The organism is Rhodoferax sp. OV413 (genome assembly GCF_900104385.1).
Taxonomy (GTDB): Bacteria; Pseudomonadota; Gammaproteobacteria; order Burkholderiales; family Burkholderiaceae_C; genus Rhodoferax_B.
Window position 1 is genome coordinate 438,570 of record NZ_FNJA01000002.1, and the last position, 16,722, is coordinate 455,291.

The following is a 16,722-nucleotide window of genomic DNA, read 5'->3' on the forward strand; positions in this document are numbered from 1 at the left end:
CGGAAATCTGCTCACTTGCCGAACATGCGGTCGCAGGCGTTCGTCAGGTGCTGGCGCATGGCCAGTTCAGCCGCCCCACTGTCGTGGCGCTGCAGCGCATGCAGGACGGCCTCGTGTTCCGCCTGCACCGTCTTCTGGCGGTCCCTGCTCTTGAGCAGTGAGAGATTGCGCATCATGTTCATGCTGAACAGCAACTGCTCCTGCATGGATGCAATGGCCGAGACGAAGAACTGGTTTTTTGAGGCCCTGGCCACGGCGAGGTGGAACTCGAAGTCCTCATTCGCCCCCAGCGCCTGCTCGGCCACCACGGTGTTGAGTTGGGCGTAGGCGCGCTCGATCTCCGCCAGGCTGGCGTCGTCGACTTGTTTGGCCGCCAACGCGGCCGCACCCGACTCCACAACAATGCGGAAGTCAAAGCAGCGCCGCAGGTCGGAGATGGATTCGAGCGGTGCAAAACGAGGGATGTTCGGGTCGGGAAGCCGGGTGACAAAGGTGCCCGAACCCTGGCGGCTGGTGATGATGCCATCGGCCCGCAAACGCGACAGGGCTTCGCGGATGGTGGGGCGTGACGCGGTAAAACGTTCGGTCAGCGCTTGCTCGGTGGGTAGCCGGTTGTGCCGGCTGGTGGTGGGCCGCGTCAAGCGACTTTCGTCCAATGCCTGGTCGGCAGAGGGCTGGCCTCCTTCAGTCAACTCGCCGCGCATGATGCTGCCCAGAATTTCGCGGTAAACGCGGTCCACGAGGCTGGTAGTCGGGCGGTCAGTCATGGCGTGAGTAGGCTGGTTAGAGTTTTCAAAGCCGTTGGTCGGCGGCCAAAAGAGTGGCCGCGACGGTCTTGATCTCGGCCATCCGGTCTGCGGGCGAGGCGCTGAGTAGCGGCAGGTGCGCACCCATGTCGGCTACTCCGCTGAGTGTGACGGCATCGTGTAGCACGCGGATCAGCGAGATCGAGTCACGCAGGGTTTCCAGAGGCATGAAGGCGTCGTACAAAGTCTGCGTGCGTGCTGTGTCGGCATGTTTGAGCGCCTGCAGCAAGGCCATACAGGCCTTGGGCGCAATACAGCCCGAACCGGTGGTGAAGGAGGCCAGGCCAAACTGGCTCACATGCGCCGGCGCAGGCCGTTCTCCCATGCCACTGACGATGCGGGCGGGCGTAATGCGATCTACCAATGCCCGGAGGTAGGGGTCGTTGACGGGGTCGTCGCGCACGATGGCGTACTTGACGGCCAGAATCCGCCCGCTGTCCACCAGCCGGCCCAAGGTGGCCACGTCCAGGTACTGCTCACTCTTGATGTAGAGCGTGACCGGGATGCCAGCGGTGTCCACAAAACGCGAGATTCCATCGGCCACACCTTCGGGCGTGGTGAAGCCCTGCATGGGCAGAACCATGGCTGTGCGGTAGCGGCTGCCACGCAGCAGTTGCGCCTGGTCCATCATTTTTCCGAAGTCCGGGCCAATGGCCGGGATCACCCGCGTGGTGTCGGACGCGCTGTCGGCCAGTTGCTCCAGCAGCAAGGCGTAGTCAGCCATCGAGGTGTGGTAGAGGTTGGCGTTGCCACCGTAGAGCAGAGTGCGGATGCCACCGGCTTCGATGTGGCGGATGAGCTGGCGGTTTTGCGCCTCGTCAATCGACAAGTCGGCGCGCCGGGCCAGCGGTGGCACGGCCAGAACGGAGGTGGAAAACTCGTCAACATGCAAGGGTGCGATGTTCATGGATACCTCGGGATGGTGGTGGTTCCAGGACGGATAAGCGTCCCATGGGGATGATCAAAAGTGCTTTAGATTGTATGGAATCTTCAGAATTTGTCAGGCAAATTTGTTGTTGTTGATTTCTACTGGTGGCTTTGTCTTCACATTTCCCCGAGTAAAGCAGGATTGACAAGCAAAAATTCGTCTGACAAAGTGGTGTCGGTCGGGGTTCGAACACTTATTCGGAGACAAGCCATGAAAGAAGAGACAAGAACAAGCTTGGGTGGTATGCGTGCAGGCCGACGCACCGTGCTCAAGGGCTTCGCTGGCGCCGCGGCCCTGGCGGGCATGGGGCAGTCAGCGCTTGCCCAGCAAGCCAAGGAAGCCCCCGCACTGGCCAAGCTGGTGGCGGACGGCAAATTGCCTGCGCTGGCCCAGCGTCTGCCCGCGACACCGCTGGTCATTCAGGCGGAGAAAGTGGGCGTTTACGGCGGCGCCCTGCGCAGGGGGTTGCGCGGCAGTGCCGACCACAATGGCATTTTGCGGCTGGTAGGCAACCAGGGGCTGGTGCGCTGGAACCTGGCGTTTACCGAAGTCTTGCCCAACGTGGCCGAAAAATGGGAGGTCAATGCCACCTCCACCGAGTTTATTTTCTATTTGCGCAAGGGCATGAAGTGGTCGGACGGCAAGCCCTTCACGGCCGACGATGTCGTTTTTTCGATTGAAGATTGCGCCAAAAACACCGATTTGTTCAAGACGCCTCCGGGCACGCTGGTGATTTCCGGCAAGCCCGTCGTGGCCAGCAAAATCGATGAGACCACGGTGAAGTTCACCTTCCCCGCCTCTTACGCCATGTTTTTGGAGCAACTGGCCACGCCACTGGGCCAATACCCCACGCTGTACGCCAAACATTACGCCAGCCAGTTCCATCCCAAGTACAACAGCAACGTGGCGGCACAAGCCAAAGCGGCCAACCTGTCGGACTGGACGGCCCTGTTCCGCAGCAAATGTGGCGACATCGAAATCCCTGCACGCTGGGGCAATGTGGACAAACCCACGCTGGACCCCTGGGTGGTGACCGAAGCCTATACCGGCGGTGTGACGCGCGTGGTGATGGACCGCAACGCCTACTTCTGGCAGGTGGACCAAAGCGGCCAGCAACTGCCCTACATCGACAAGCTCAGTTTCAGCATTGCGCAAGATGTGGAGTCGCTGATGCTAGACGCCCTGTCGGGCAAGCTGGACATCCAGGAACGCCATATCGACTCGCTGCAGAACAAGCCCACGCTGTCGCAAAACCAGCAAAAAGGCGGCTACCGTCTGGTGGAGTTGGAGGCAACCAGCGCCCAGCAGGTGCAGATCTACCTGAACCTGACGCACAAAGACCCGAAGATGCGCGAGATGTTCGGCAACAAGCAGTTCCGCCAGGCGCTGTCGCTGGGTATCAACCGCAAGGAAATCATTGATTTGGTGTACCTCGGCCAGTCTGAGCCCTACCAGACCGGTCCTCGCCCCGGCCACCCCTGGTACAACGAAAAGCTGTCCCGCCAGTTCACCAACTTTGACCCCAAACAGGCCAACGAAATTCTGGACAAAATTGGCTATGCCAAGCGTGACGCGCAGAAGTTCCGCCTGCGCCCGGATGGCCAGCGGGTTTTCTTCTCGATTGACGTGATCCCCACACTCTACCCAGACGCCGTGGACACGCTGGAGCTGGTGAAGCGGCACTGGGCCGACATCGGTGTCGACATGAAGGTCAATACCATCGAGCGCGCCTTGTTCTATACGCGTGGCGACAACAATGACCATGACGGAGCCACTTGGCCCGGCCCGGGTGGACTGGACCCGATGCTGGACCCCCGTGATTATTTTGCCCAGCACCCGCAGGGCTCGCGTTATGCAATCCCCTGGACCATCTGGTTTGCCTCCAATGGCAAAGACGGCCAGGAGCCGCCAGAAAGCCAGAAGCAGCGCAAGAAGCTGTTTGACGAAGCGCTGGCCACCGCCGACCTGAAGAAACGCGGCGAGGCCATGAAAAAGGTGTTCGACCTGTGTGCGGATGCCTATGAAACTATTGGTGTTTGCCTTGCGGTCAACACCTTCGGCATCGTCAAGAACAATCTGCAAAACGTGCCCAAGAAGTATCCCAATTCGTGGACCTGGCCCAACCCTGGACCTGCGCTGCCACAGCAGTTCTTCTTCACCCGGACTTGACCCGGCACACCGCGTTTGCAGCCCACACCCAGGACGTGTACAGGCCGCGAACCGGCTGGTGGTTGACGCCACCGGCAGGTTTGTGCGCCGCTTTCAAGGGATACCGATATGTTCGTTTTTATCGTCAAGCGGATGCTGTGGATGCTGCCATTTCTGCTGGCCATCAGCTTTCTGTCGTTCGTGTTGATCCAGCTGCCGCCCGGCGACTACGTCACGACCTACATCGCCACGCTGGCGGCCTCCAACGAGGTGGTGGACCAGGCCACGGCAGCAGATCTTCGCAACCGGTTTGGCCTGGACCAGCCCATGATCGTCCAGTACTGGAAGTGGATTTCCAACATCGTTTTACACGGTGACTTTGGTCTGAGTTTCGAGTGGCAACAGCCGGTAGGTGACCTGATCTGGGAGCGCATGGCCTTGACGTTGTTGCTCACCTTCTCGACGCTGCTGGTGACCTGGGGCATTGCCTTGCCCATCGGCGTGTTCTCTGCGGTAAAGAAGTATTCGATTGGCGACTATGTGGTGACCTTTCTCTCGTTTCTTGGCCTGGCCGTGCCCAGCTTTCTGCTGGCTCTGGTGCTGATGTATGTCGCAGCGGTCGAATTCGGGCAGAACGTGGGGGGCTTGTTTTCAGACCAGTACCTCACCGCCCCCTGGAGCATGGCCAAGGTGGTGGATCTGATGCAGCATCTGTGGATCCCGGTGATCATCCTGGCCGTGTCGGGGACGGCTAGCCTGATCCGGGTGATGCGCGCCAATATGCTCGACGAGCTGAACCGACCCTATGTGACCACGGCCCGCGCCAAGGGGCTGTCGGAGTTCACGCTGCTGGTCAAGTACCCGATGCGCATGGCGCTCAACCCCTTCATCTCCACCATCGCCTGGCTGCTGCCCAACCTGGTTTCGGGTTCCATCATCGTGGCCATCGTGCTGAGCCTGCCCACGGCCGGCCCCCTGCTGCTGCAATCGCTGATGAGCCAGGACATGTACCTGGCGGGTGCTTTCATCCTGCTGATCTGCGTGCTGACCGTTACGGGCTCGTTGATCAGTGACATTCTGCTGGCGCTGGTTGACCCGCGCATCCGTCTTGAGTAACGCATCTTGAACACCCCTGCTGCATCCTCTCCCGCCATCGACGGCATAGTTGAACAGACGGCCAGCCGGCTTGCCGTTGCGTCACAGTGGCAACTGGTTTGGTGGGCCTTCAAGCGCCACCGGCTGGCCATGGTGGGCTTGTTTGTCACTATTGCGCTGTACGTGATTGCCGTGGTGCCCGGCTTCTTTGCGGTCAACGACCCATCGCAACAGAACCGGCGTGCCGTGTTCTATCCGCCGCAGACCGTGCACTTCATCGATACCGGTGCGGATGGCTGGTCGATCCATCCCTACATCCATCCTTACGTGCTCAAGCGTGACCCGGTCACGCTGGCATCGGTGTACCAGGAGGACAAGGAGCGCAAGGTGCCCCTGCGCATGTTTGGTGAGGGTTACGAGTATTCGGTGTTCGGCCTGTTCAGCTCGCGCATCCATCTGTTTGCCACGCAGGATGCAGACCAACCGCTGTTCTTGTTTGGCGCCGACCGGTTGGGGCGCTGTGTGTTCAGCCGCATCATGGTGGGGACCCAGATTTCACTGTCCGTCGGTTTGCTGGGCGTGATCCTGTCCCTCACGCTGGGGATCATTTTGGGCGGTATTTCCGGCTATTACGGGGGGCGTATCGACTTTGCGATCCAGCGCGTCATTGAGTTGGTGCTGTCTCTGCCCACCATCCCGATCTGGTTGGCGCTGGCGGCGGCCTTGCCGCAGGATTGGCCCGCCACGCTGAACTACATGATGATCACCCTGATCTTGTCGCTGACCGGGTGGGCGCAACTGGCCCGCGTGGTCCGTGGACGCTTCCTGAGCTTGCGCACCGAAGAATTTGTGACCGCGGCACGGCTGGACGGTGCGTCTGAAGGCCGCATCATCTTCCGCCATATGCTGCCCAGCTTTTCGAGCCACATCATTGCCTCGGTGAGCCTGGCCATTCCGGCCATGATCCTGGCCGAAACCTCGCTCAGCTTTCTGGGCCTGGGCTTGCAGCCGCCCACCATCTCCTGGGGCGTGCTGTTGCGTGAAGCCCAGAACATCCGCTCCATCGCCACAGCGCCCTGGCTGTTTGCACCCGGTGCTGCCGTGGTGTTGGCCGTGATTGCCCTCAACTTCCTGGGGGACGGTTTGCGTGACGCCTCCGACCCCTACAACAAATGACCATGACCCCAGGAACTCCCACCCCAAGCGCGACCGCCGTGTCGCCCATCCTGCTGCAGGTCAGCAACCTGAGTACGCACTTTGCCGTGCGCAACGGCAGCATCAAGGCCGTGGACGGCATCTCGTTCAATGTGGAGCGCGGTCGCACGCTGTGTGTGGTGGGCGAAAGCGGCAGTGGCAAAAGCGTCACCGCCCGCTCCATCCTGCAGATCGTGGACGAGCCTGGGCGCATTGCGGGCGGCTCCATGGTGCTGAACCGGGCCGACGGTTCCAGCGTAGACCTGGCCAAACTCCATCCACGTGGCAAGGAGATCCGAGCCGTGCGGGGTGCCGAGATCGCCATGATTTTTCAGGAGCCCATGTCGTCGCTGTCGCCGGTACATACCGTGGGCAACCAGATCATCGAGGTGCTGCGCCTGCACATCAAGATGGGCAAGCTGGAGGCACGGGCTCGCTGCATCGAGCTGCTGGCGCAGGTGGAGATACCCAACCCCGACAAGGCCGTGGACCGCTACACCTTTGAGTTCTCGGGCGGCATGCGCCAGCGCGTGATGATTGCCATGGCTCTGGCCTGCAATCCATCACTTTTGATAGCGGATGAGCCAACCACCGCGCTCGACGTGACCACGCAGGCCGAGATTCTGGACCTGATCAAGCGCCTGCAGAAAAGCCACGGTATGGCGGTGATGTTCATCACCCACGATATGGGCGTGGTGGCCGAGATTGCCGACCAGGTCATCGTGATGCACAACGGCAGGATCGTGGAAACCGGCCCGGTGGACCAGATCTTCCATGCGCCGCAGCACGACTACACCCGCATGCTGATCGGCTCTGTGCTCAAACTGGGGCGCAAGGCCGATATCCGGGTGCGTCGCAAGGCACCTGATCCTGCGCAGCAGCCCATTTTGGAGGTGAACGATCTGAGCATGCATTTTGGCGGCCCCAAATCGTCCACCAAGGCCGTGGACGGGGTGTCCCTGAGCCTCATGCCGGGGGAGTCGCTGGGCATTGTGGGCGAATCTGGCTCCGGTAAAACCACCATGGGCCGCTGCCTGCTGCGGGTCTACGACCCTACGGCCGGAGCCATCAACTACCGCCAGCCCGACGGCACCGTGATCGATCTGGTGACAGCAGACAAACATATGCTCAAGCAGTGCCGGCGTGAGATGCGGATGATTTTTCAGGACCCGGTGAGCTCCCTCAACCCGCGCATGACGGTCGCACAAATTGTGGGTGAACCATTGCTGGTCAATGGCTTGGCCAGCGGCAAGGAGCTGGATGAGCGCGTGGCCGACCTGCTGCAGAGCGTGGGGCTGGAGCCGGCCTGGCGCGAGCGTTATCCCCATGCCTTCTCGGGCGGCCAGCGCCAGCGCATCGGCATTGCGCGCGCCATTGCACTTAACCCGCGCATCATCGTGGCCGACGAGGCTACCGCGGCGCTGGACGTGTCCTTGCGTTCCCAGATGCTGGATCTGCTGCTGAACCTGCAGGACAAGCTGGGCCTGTCCTTCATTTTCATCAGCCACGACATCGCGGTGATCCGCTACTTCTGCGACCGGGTTGCCGTGATGTACCGGGGCAAGGTGGTGGAAACCGGCCCAACCGAGCAGGTGTGCGATGCACCAACCCATGCCTACACGCAAGCCCTGCTATCCGCCATACCGAAGCCGGACCCGCGTGCGCGCAGCATGCACATGCGGTTTCGCTATACAGGAGCCTAGTGCCGCGCGGGTGCCCTTTTTCATTACGGAGATACAGCATGAAAATTGACAGACTGCGCGTGTTCATGTCGCGCGACAAAAACCGGCCTCGTGTGATTCTGGCGATGGACACCGACGAGGGCATTACCGGCTGGGGCGAGTGCTACAACCACGGGCCAGACAAGGCGCTGTTTCCGCTGTTTGACTACCTGGTCACCTTTCTCAAGGGCCAGGACCCGCGCCGCATCGAGTTTCTGGTGCACTATCTGATGCAGCAGACACGCTTTCCACCCGGCGCATTGGGCTTGGCAGCGATCGCGGCGATTGACCACTGCCTGTGGGACATTTCGGCCAAGGCCCTCGGCGTACCTGTGTACATGCTGCTGGGCGGTCACGTGCGGGACCGGGTGCAGGTCTACGCGGGCATGTACACCGCGCCCGACGCAGCCCAGGCGCGCGACGAAATGGACGCGCTCAATGAGCAATGGGGGCTCAAGGCATTCAAGCTCAGCCCCTACCGCATTGACATGCACCGCCACCGCTGGGGCGAGGTGGTCAAGACCTCGGCAGACTACTTTCGCACGCTGCGCGAAACGGTCAAATCCGAGTATGAAATCGCCTTCGATGCGCATGCCAAGATTTTTGAACCGGCCCAGGCCATGCAGCTAGGCAACGCACTCGCACCCTACGACCCGCTGTTTTTTGAAGAGCCGATCCGGCCCGAGAACTTTGAGGCCTGGGGCGAACTCAAGCGCGGCCTGCACTGCACGCTGGCCACGGGGGAGTCGCTGTACAGCCGCTTCGAGTTCCTGCGGCTGCTGCAGGTCCGCGGCTGCGACATCATCCAGCCCGACGTGTGCGTCGTCGGAGGTCTGCTAGAGATGTGCAAGATTGCCGCGCTGGCGGAAGCCCATTTTGTGACCATTGCGCCGCACAACCCGATGGGCCCGCTGGCCACCGCCATCAATGTGCATTTCAGCGCCGCCCAGACCAACTTCCGCATTCTGGAGTACCGCCTGCCGCAGGGCGCCGGCTATGTGTACGGCACCGAAGCCACCGTCACCGCAGAAAGCCGCGATGAAGGCGCCTGGTACGTAAAAGACCCGTACCTGCCCAAGGACGGCTATCTCGAGTTGCGCCCTGATCGCCCGGGTTGGGGGGTAGAGATGAACGAGGAGCTGCTGGGCACCGAGGAATACATCCACTGGGAACGCAAGGTGCCGGTCAAGCCGGACGGTTCGACCGGGTATGCCTGAGGCCGCCCAGAACCCCGTCATCACCTTGCATGCAGGCGGCGCCTCCGCCCGCCTTGTTCCGCATGCGGGTGGGCGGGTGTCCGCCCTGCGCCTGGTCAGTGCGACGGGTGAGGCTGTGGACGTTCTCCACCCGTACCCCGAAGACTTCTTCGACCCCATAGCGTGGGCCAAAGGTGGCATCTATCCATTGATGCCGTATTCCAACCGCATTGCCAACGCACTGCTGCGTGTCCAGGGTGAAACCCATGCCCTGCGCCCGCACCCCGGTTCCATGCCCCACAGCCTGCACGGTAACGCCCACGCACAGCCCTGGCAGGCCACACAGTCGGGCCCCGAAACCGCCACGCTGACCCTGGACAGCCCGCCTGGCCCGGCCTGGCCCTGGCACTACACGGCCAGCCTGCACTTCGAACTGGCGCCTTCGCAGCTGCGTGTCGGCCTGACCCTGCGCAATGCAGACACGCGCACCATGCCCGCCGGCATGGGCCTGCACCCCTTCTTTCGGTATGACCCCGCAGCGCGGCTCAGCTACCGTGCCACCACGCTATGGCCGGTGACGCCGGACTACCTGGCCGGTACCGCGCGGCCACTGCGGCCCGATGAACAGCATGCAAGGCCACGCCATCTGCCACAGGGGGCTGTGAACGCCTACCTGGGGGGATGGGATGGAACGGCGCTGGTCGAACTGCCGCAGGGTGCGCTGCTCAGCATGCAAGCCGACCCCTTGTTTGGCCACCTGGTGGTGCACCGGCCAGACCCGCCTGTTTATCTGTGCCTGGAGCCTGTTAGCCATGTGGCAGACGGCTTCAACCTCGCGGCCCGCGGGGTCGCAGACACCGGCACACACCTGCTGGAACCTGGCGGCAGCCTGAGCGGCGAGATACGCTTCGCGACCCTGCCAAATCACCTCTGAAAGGATATTGGAATGAGCCTGTCGACCACCCGCATCGTGGCTGCCCGTGTGACCCCCATCGCGTTCCGTGACCCACCGCTGCTGAATGTGGCCGGTGTGCATGAGCCCTGGGCACTGCGCAGCATCATCGAGGTGGAAACCGCCGATGGCCGCGTGGGCTTGGGCGAAAGCTATGGCAATCTGGAAACACTGGACCACCTGGCAAAGATCGCGCCCCAGCTCGTGGGGCTGGACCCTTTTGACCTCAACGCCCTGACCCGCGTGGTCTACAGCCTGGTGGGCAACAACCCCGATACCGGCGCTACCTTCGCACCCGAAGGCGACAAGGCGCGTGCCAGCGCACTGGCGGCATTTGAGGTGCCCTTCCTCGACCTGCAGGGCCAGATTCTGGATCGTCCTTTGTACGAGGTGCTAGGGGGTGCGGTTCGACCCCACGTGGCCTACAGCGCTTATCTGTTTTACAAGTTTGCCCAGCACAAGGAAGACCCCGGCTACCCGACCGACGACTGGGGCGAGGCACTCACACCGGCGCAGCTGGTGCAGCAAGCCCGCCGCATGATCGACAGCTACGGCTTTGGCTCCATCAAGCTCAAGGCGGGCGTGTTTGCGCCCGAAGAAGAAATTGCCGGCCTGAAGGCCTTGCGTGCGGCCTTCCCGGGCTACCCGTTGCGGATCGACCCCAATGGGGGCTGGTCGGTGGAGACCACGCGCCGCATCATGCCCCTGCTGGCTGCCAAAGGCTTGCTGGAATACCTGGAAGACCCCGTCAGCACGCTGGAGGAAATGGGCGAAGTGGCCAAGTTTTCGCCCATGCCCCTGGCGACCAATATGGTGACCGTGGCCTTTGGCCACATCCCCAAAACGGTTCAGCTGAACGCCGTGCAGGTGATCTTGTCGGATCACCACTACTGGGGCGGCCTGCGGGCCACCCAGCACTTGGCAACCATCTGCCGCACTTTCGGCATCGGTATTTCCATGCACTCGAATTCGCATATGGGCATCAGCCTGGCCGCCATGACCCATGTTGGCGTCACACTGCCCAACCTCAGCTATGCCTGTGATACCCACTACCCCTGGCAGGAAGACGAAGTGATTGCAGGCGGCAAGCTGTCTATCCGCAACGGCGTGCTCGCACCACCACCAGGCCCGGGACTGGGCGTCACACTGGACCGCCAGGCGCTGGCCAGACTGCACCAGAACTACCTGGACTGCGGCATCCGCAAGCGTGACGATGCAAAAGAAATGCGCAAGCACCAACCCGACTTCAACCCCCAGTGCCCCCGGTTCTAGCCCAACCGTCCCGCATGTAGTAGCCGGCTAACACCCAGCACGTACTCCGCAGGCCAACAATGGACTCCCAACCACCCTTGAGGAGACGAATATGGCGGCGAAAAAGATACTCATGCTGTGCGGCGACTACTGCGAAGACTACGAGACCATGGTGCCGTTCCAGGCGCTGCTGGCCGTCGGCCACACCGTCCATGCGGTGTGCCCGGACAAGAAGGCCGGCGACCACATCAAGACCGCGATCCACGACTTCGAGGGCGCGCAGACCTATAGCGAAAAGCCCGGCCACAACTTCACCCTGAACGCCACCTTTGCCGGCCTGGATGTGGCCAGCTACGACGCGCTGGTGATTCCCGGCGGCCGTGGCCCCGAATACCTGCGCACCTACCCGGCGGTGGTCTCGGCGGTCAAGCATTTCTTCGAGGCCAACAAGCCAGTGGCGGCCGTGTGCCATGGCGCGCAGCTGCTGGCCGGCGCCGGTGTGCTCAAGGGCCGCACCTGCTCGGCCTACCCGGCCTGCCGCGCCGAAGTGGAGATTGCCGGCGGTACCTATGCCGAGATCGCCATCGACGCAGCCGTCACCGAAGGCAACCTGGTATCGGCCCCGGCCTGGCCTGCGCACCCGGCCTGGATTGCCCAGTTCCTGGCCCTGCTGGGCACGCGTATCAGTTTGTGACCAGGCATTGACGCTGGGTATGCAGCCTCCGATGATGCGGGGCTGCATCCAGGGAATTCACCATGTGCCAAGTCTTCATCAGCGCCGACCCCACTCTCTACGACAGCCGCGCCCGCTCGGTGCGGCTGCACGGCGTGGCGACCAGCATCAAGCTGGAAAACCTGTTCTGGCAGGTACTGGACGAGATCGCCCAGCGCGACGGCATGGGCGTGCCCCAGCTCTGCGCCAAGCTGTACGACGAACTGGTGGCCGAGCGCGGCGAGGTGGAGAACTTCGCCTCGTTCCTGCGCGTCAGCTGCGGCCGCTACCTGGCCTTGCAGCTGTCTGGCGGCATTCCGCAAGACGCCAGCATCTCCATCCGCAGCCTGAACGCCCAGCAGGTGCTGGCGACCGAAGGGCACCGCAGCCTGCTGGCGCGGGCGGCCTGAGCTGATAAGCGTTCTGCTATTGAATTAAGAGCTGTTAGCGCAGGTGTTTCCTGCGCTACAGGTCTTTTTTATCTAAAAACTACTGCACCGCCCACCCGAGGCGTTTGAGGTGGATCTTTGTCCAGCCGTCGTCGAGCCGGCCGTTCTTGATCTCGCAGGCTGCGGGTTTGCTGGTGTAGCCACCGAGCGCGTTCTTGGCGTACAGCTCCATCGACAGCACCGTGCCCTCTTTTTGCAGGTTGCGGTAGTAGGGGCTGCCGGGGTCTTTCAGCAGCGGCTTCAGGTACTCCAGGCACATATCGCCTTCAGGCTCCAGGCCGCTGCGGCCGGCGCCCATGGGTACGGGCGCGGGCAGGTCGGCCGGCGATGGGGTGATGCTGGGCGAGGGGTTTTTTTCCATCGACAGCGTGGCCGGGTCGATGGTGACGATGCGCGGTCGCGGAAAGGTCTGGATCGGCTGCGTCTGCGCGGTGTTGGGGCACACGGCCTGCTGGTAGCTGATCTTGCCGTCGGCGCCCACGCACTTCACCACCGCCAGCGCCGGGCCGGCGGCCAGGGCCAGCAGCGCGGCCAACAGGGGGAGCTTGGGGGCGGGCATGGGATGCGGGCCTAGTTCAGCACCATGCTCAGCCGGCGCCGGTAGGTGGCGATCAGCTGGGCCTGCGGGTCCTGGGCGGCGACGGAATTGCCGGACAGCTCGATGCCCCCCGCTGACTTGTTGCCGGCCTCGGCGCTGGCTTTGGGCTTGGGCGGGGTCAGCAGCTCCAGGATGGCGACGAAGACCTTGCGCGGCGCTTCATCGTTCCATTTCTTGTCGCGCATGATGATTTCCAGCAGCTCGTCCATGGACGCAGTCCACTCGCCCACGGCCATCAGCACGCGGGCTTTGCCGAAGCGGGCGTCGAAGTCGCGCTTGTTGGCGGCAATCTTGGCATCAAATTCGGCCATGGCGCCCGCGTCTTCTGCGACAGTAGCTGCGAAATTAAGAGCAGATATCCACTGCGACAAGGCCTCGAAGCGCAGCTGCGCGGGGATGTACTTGCGCGTGGGCTGCAGCGCGGCTTCGGCTTCTTCGAGGTGGCCGGCCTGGACCAGCAGGCGCACGTAGTCATAGCGGGCGTCGTCGTTGCTCGGGTCCAGCGCCAGGGCTTCGTGCAGCTTGTGCAGGGCGGCATCGGTGTCGCCGGCCTCGGCCAGGGCCAGGGCTTGCTCGGCTTCGGAGGGCTCGGCGTCCAGCGGCTCGCCGGCAGGCACGTGCTTGTCGAGGAATTCCTTGATCTTGCCCTCGGGCAGCGCGCCCTGGAAGCCGTCCACCGGCTGGCCGTTCACCACCAGGATGCAGGTGGGGATGCTGCGGATGCCAAAGGCGGCGGCCAGCTGCTGCTCTTCGTCCGAGTCGATCTTCACCAGGCGGAAGCGGCCTGCGTACTCTTCTTCGATCTTCTCCAGCAGCGGGCCAATGACCTTGCAGGGGCCGCACCACGGCGCCCAGAAATCGACCAGCACGGGCGTGGTCATGGAGGCGGCAATCACCTCGGTTTCAAAGTTTTGGACGGTGACGTTGATCATTTCTGAGGGCCTGTGGGGGCAAAAAGTAAAATTCGAGGTTAATCAGAACAAAGCCTTATGAACTCTATTCAAATTGGTGTGGTGATGGGTTCCAGCTCCGACTGGGACACCATGCAGCATGCGGTGCAGATTCTCCAACAGTTTGGCATCGCCCACGAAGCCCGCGTGGTATCTGCCCACCGCATGCCTGACGATATGTTCGCCTACGCCGAAGCCGCGGCCGGCCGCGGGCTGAAAGCCATCATCGCCGGTGCCGGTGGCGCCGCCCATCTGCCGGGCATGCTGGCGGCCAAGACCACGGTGCCGGTGCTGGGTGTGCCGGTGGCCAGCCGGCACCTGCAGGGCGTGGATTCGCTGCACAGCATTGTGCAAATGCCCAAGGGCATTCCGGTGGCCACGTTTGCCATCGGCACCGCCGGTGCGGCCAACGCCGCCTTGTTTGCCGTGGCTCTGCTGGCCAACGAGAACCCGGCTCTGCGCGCCCAGCTGGAAGCCTTCCGCGCCGCCCAGACCGAAGTGGCCCGCAATATGACCCTGCCACCCCCGGCCCCCGTGCTATGAAGCCGGCCCTGCTCCCCGGTGCGACTCTGGGCGTGATGGGTGGCGGCCAGCTGGGCCGCATGTTCGTCCACGCGGCCCAGACCATGGGCTATTTCACCGCCGTGCTGGACCCGGATGCGGCGTCGCCCGCCGGCCGCGTCAGCCACCACCACATCGCCACCGACTACCTGGACACGCAAGGCCTGGCCCAGCTGGCCGGCTTGTGCGATGCCATCACCACCGAGTTCGAGAACGTGCCGGCGCCCGCTCTGGCAGCGCTGGCCGACAGCAAGCCCGTGTCGCCCGCGGCCTCGGCCGTGGCCATCGCCCAGGACCGGGCCCAAGAGAAAGCCCATTTCGTGCGCTGCGGCGTGCCCTGCGCGCCGTATGCGGTGATCGACACGCCCGAGCAACTGGCTGCCGTGGACGAGGCCTTGCTGCCCGGCATCCTGAAGACCACCCGACTCGGCTACGACGGCAAGGGCCAGGCCCGCGTCGCCACCCGGGCCGAGCTGGCCAGCGCCTGGGCGGCGATGAAGAACGTGCCCTGCGTGCTGGAGAAAATGCTGCCGCTGGCCGCCGAATGCTCGGTGATCGTGGCGCGCGGCGCCGACGGCCAGATGGTGAACCTGCCGATCCAGCGCAATCTGCACCGCGACGGGATTCTGGCGGTGACCGAGGTTTATGCAGAAAATATGCCTCTAGCGCAGGTAGAGTCTGCGCTGGCAGCTGCGAAATCCATAGCATCTGGCCTGCAGTACGTGGGCGTGCTGTGCGTGGAATTCTTTGTGCTGCAAGACGGCAGCCTGGTAGTCAACGAGATCGCCCCGCGCCCGCACAACAGCGGCCATGCCAGCCTGGACTGCTGCGATGTGTCGCAGTTCGAGCTGCAGGTGCGCACCCTGGCCGGCCTGCCGCTGGTGCAGCCGCGCCAGCACAGCCCGGCCCTGATGCTGAACCTGCTGGGCGACCTGTGGTTTGTGCGCTCCGAGCAATCCACCACACCGCCCTGGGCCGAGGTGCTGGCACTGCCCGGTGCGCATCTGCACCTGTACGGCAAAGCCACTGCGAGCAAGGGCCGCAAGATGGGCCATCTGACGCTGACCGGCCCCACGGTCGAAGCCGTGCGCGCCACCGCCTTGCAAGCCGCAGCGCTGCTGGGTATCGACGCGTTTTGAACATGCTGCTAGACGGCCAAGACCCTGCCGCCATCCAGCAAGCCGCGCGCGCGCTGGCGGCGGGCGACTTGCTGGGCCTGCCCACCGAAACGGTGTACGGCCTGGCGGCCGATGCGTCCAGCGACACGGCCGTGGCCAAGATATTCAAAGCCAAGGGCCGGCCCAGCGACCACCCGCTGATCGTGCACATCGCGCCCGGCCCTGCGGGCGTGGCCCATTTCGCCACCCAGGTGCCAGCCTTCGCCCAGGCGCTGATGGATGCGTTCTGGCCCGGCCCGCTGACCCTGATCCTGCCGCGCCGCTCCGGCGTGGGCGCGGCGGCGGCCGGCGGCCAGGACTCCATCGGCCTGCGCTGCCCCGCCCACCCGGTGGCCCAGGCGGTGCTGCAGGCCTGTGCGACCCTGGGCGTGGCCGGGCTGGCGGCACCCAGCGCCAACCAGTTTGGCCGCGTCAGCCCGACCACGGCGGCCCATGTGCAGTCCGAGTTCGGTGCCGATCTGCTGGTGCTGGACGGCGGCCCCTGCACCATGGGGATTGAGTCCACCATCGTCGACTGTAGCCGCGGCGTGCCGGTGCTGCTGCGCCCTGGCAGCATAAGCCGCGACCAGGTCGAGCAAGCCTGCGACCAGCCGCTGCGCGACAAGGATGCGGTGGCGGCGACGCCCCGCGCCTCCGGCACGCTGGAGGCGCATTACGCGCCCACCGCCAAGCTGCGCTTGATGGGCACGGCGGCGCTGCAGACCGCGCTCGATCTGCTAGGCCAGGACCTGGACGGCAAGCCCGCGCGCATAGGCGTGTATTCGCGCACCGCGATGCGCAGCCGCTCGACCCAGGTGGTGTGCCGGCGCATGCCGGCCGACGCGGCGGCGGCGGCCCAGGAGCTGTTTGCCGCGCTGCGCGATTTCGACACCCAGGGCGTGCGCCTGATCTGGGTCGAAACCCTGCCCGACAGCCCCGAATGGGAGGGCGTGCGCGACCGTTTGCAGCGGGCCTCGGTGGCTTGACGGTTCTTTACTCCGTGT

Annotated in this window: 16 protein-coding genes; 12 read left to right on the top strand and 4 right to left on the bottom strand. The window is 63.6% G+C overall.

Going from position 1 to position 16,722, the window contains the following annotated elements; genetic code table 11:
• Nucleotides 1-11: 11 nt before the first annotated feature.
• On the bottom strand, nt 12-767 hold the full coding sequence (locus BLT66_RS09550) for a FadR/GntR family transcriptional regulator (RefSeq protein ID WP_092757450.1): 756 nt from the start codon (nt 765-767) through the stop codon (nt 12-14).
• Nucleotides 768-792: 25 nt separating this feature from the next.
• Nucleotides 793-1,713, bottom strand: a complete 921-nt coding sequence (locus BLT66_RS09555; RefSeq protein WP_092757451.1) for a dihydrodipicolinate synthase family protein — start codon at nt 1,711-1,713, stop codon at nt 793-795.
• 231 nt (nt 1,714-1,944) lie between these two features.
• Between BLT66_RS09555 and BLT66_RS09560 the strand changes: the two genes are divergently transcribed.
• From BLT66_RS09560 to BLT66_RS09600, 9 genes are all read left to right on the top strand, one after another.
• Nucleotides 1,945-3,903, top strand: coding sequence for an ABC transporter substrate-binding protein (locus BLT66_RS09560; protein WP_092757452.1), 1,959 nt, complete (start codon nt 1,945-1,947; stop codon nt 3,901-3,903).
• A 108-nt stretch (nt 3,904-4,011) separates the two neighbouring features.
• The gene (locus tag BLT66_RS09565) at nt 4,012-4,998 is read left to right on the top strand and encodes an ABC transporter permease (protein WP_092757453.1); all 987 of its coding nucleotides are present in this window, start codon (nt 4,012-4,014) and stop codon (nt 4,996-4,998) included.
• A gap of 6 nt (nt 4,999-5,004) precedes the next feature.
• A complete protein-coding gene (locus tag BLT66_RS09570) occupies nt 5,005-6,153 on the top strand; it encodes an ABC transporter permease (RefSeq protein WP_218922587.1) in 1,149 nt (382 codons plus the stop codon).
• 2 nt (nt 6,154-6,155) lie between these two features.
• Nucleotides 6,156-7,874, top strand: coding sequence for an ABC transporter ATP-binding protein (locus tag BLT66_RS09575; protein WP_092757859.1), 1,719 nt, complete (start codon nt 6,156-6,158; stop codon nt 7,872-7,874).
• Nucleotides 7,875-7,912: 38 nt separating this feature from the next.
• The gene (locus BLT66_RS09580; RefSeq protein ID WP_092757454.1) at nt 7,913-9,109 is read left to right on the top strand and encodes a mandelate racemase/muconate lactonizing enzyme family protein; all 1,197 of its coding nucleotides are present in this window, start codon (nt 7,913-7,915) and stop codon (nt 9,107-9,109) included.
• Nucleotides 9,102-10,022, top strand: coding sequence for an aldose 1-epimerase (locus BLT66_RS09585; RefSeq protein ID WP_092757455.1), 921 nt, complete (start codon nt 9,102-9,104; stop codon nt 10,020-10,022). The genes BLT66_RS09580 and BLT66_RS09585 overlap by 8 nt, the downstream gene beginning before the upstream one ends.
• A 12-nt stretch (nt 10,023-10,034) precedes the next feature.
• The gene (locus BLT66_RS09590) at nt 10,035-11,312 is read left to right on the top strand and encodes a glucarate dehydratase family protein (protein WP_218922588.1); all 1,278 of its coding nucleotides are present in this window, start codon (nt 10,035-10,037) and stop codon (nt 11,310-11,312) included.
• 91 nt (nt 11,313-11,403) lie between these two features.
• Complete coding sequence (locus tag BLT66_RS09595) at nt 11,404-11,985, top strand: DJ-1/PfpI family protein (RefSeq protein ID WP_092757456.1); 582 nt, start codon at nt 11,404-11,406, stop codon at nt 11,983-11,985.
• 62 nt (nt 11,986-12,047) lie between these two features.
• Nucleotides 12,048-12,413, top strand: a complete 366-nt coding sequence (locus BLT66_RS09600; RefSeq protein WP_092757457.1) for a ribbon-helix-helix domain-containing protein — start codon at nt 12,048-12,050, stop codon at nt 12,411-12,413.
• A gap of 79 nt (nt 12,414-12,492) precedes the next feature.
• Here BLT66_RS09600 and BLT66_RS09605 read toward each other — a convergent pair whose 3' ends face one another.
• The gene (locus BLT66_RS09605) at nt 12,493-13,011 is read right to left on the bottom strand and encodes a DUF4124 domain-containing protein (protein WP_092757458.1); all 519 of its coding nucleotides are present in this window, start codon (nt 13,009-13,011) and stop codon (nt 12,493-12,495) included.
• 11 nt (nt 13,012-13,022) lie between these two features.
• A complete protein-coding gene (gene trxA, locus BLT66_RS09610) occupies nt 13,023-13,982 on the bottom strand; it encodes a thioredoxin (protein ID WP_092757459.1) in 960 nt (319 codons plus the stop codon).
• 57 nt (nt 13,983-14,039) lie between these two features.
• Between trxA and purE the strand changes: the two genes are divergently transcribed.
• The 3 genes from purE to BLT66_RS09625 are packed head-to-tail and all read left to right on the top strand — an operon-like array spanning nt 14,040 to nt 16,704.
• Nucleotides 14,040-14,543: a 5-(carboxyamino)imidazole ribonucleotide mutase gene (gene purE, locus BLT66_RS09615; protein ID WP_092757460.1), complete on the top strand. Its 504-nt coding sequence runs from the start codon at nt 14,040-14,042 to the stop codon at nt 14,541-14,543.
• Nucleotides 14,540-15,700 (top strand): 5-(carboxyamino)imidazole ribonucleotide synthase, encoded by a 1,161-nt coding sequence (locus BLT66_RS09620; RefSeq protein ID WP_092757461.1) that lies wholly within the window; start codon nt 14,540-14,542, stop codon nt 15,698-15,700. Before purE ends, BLT66_RS09620 begins: the two co-directional genes overlap by 4 nt.
• Nucleotides 15,701-15,702: 2 nt before the next feature.
• Complete coding sequence (locus BLT66_RS09625; protein ID WP_092757861.1) at nt 15,703-16,704, top strand: L-threonylcarbamoyladenylate synthase; 1,002 nt, start codon at nt 15,703-15,705, stop codon at nt 16,702-16,704.
• Nucleotides 16,705-16,722 lie beyond the last annotated feature (18 nt).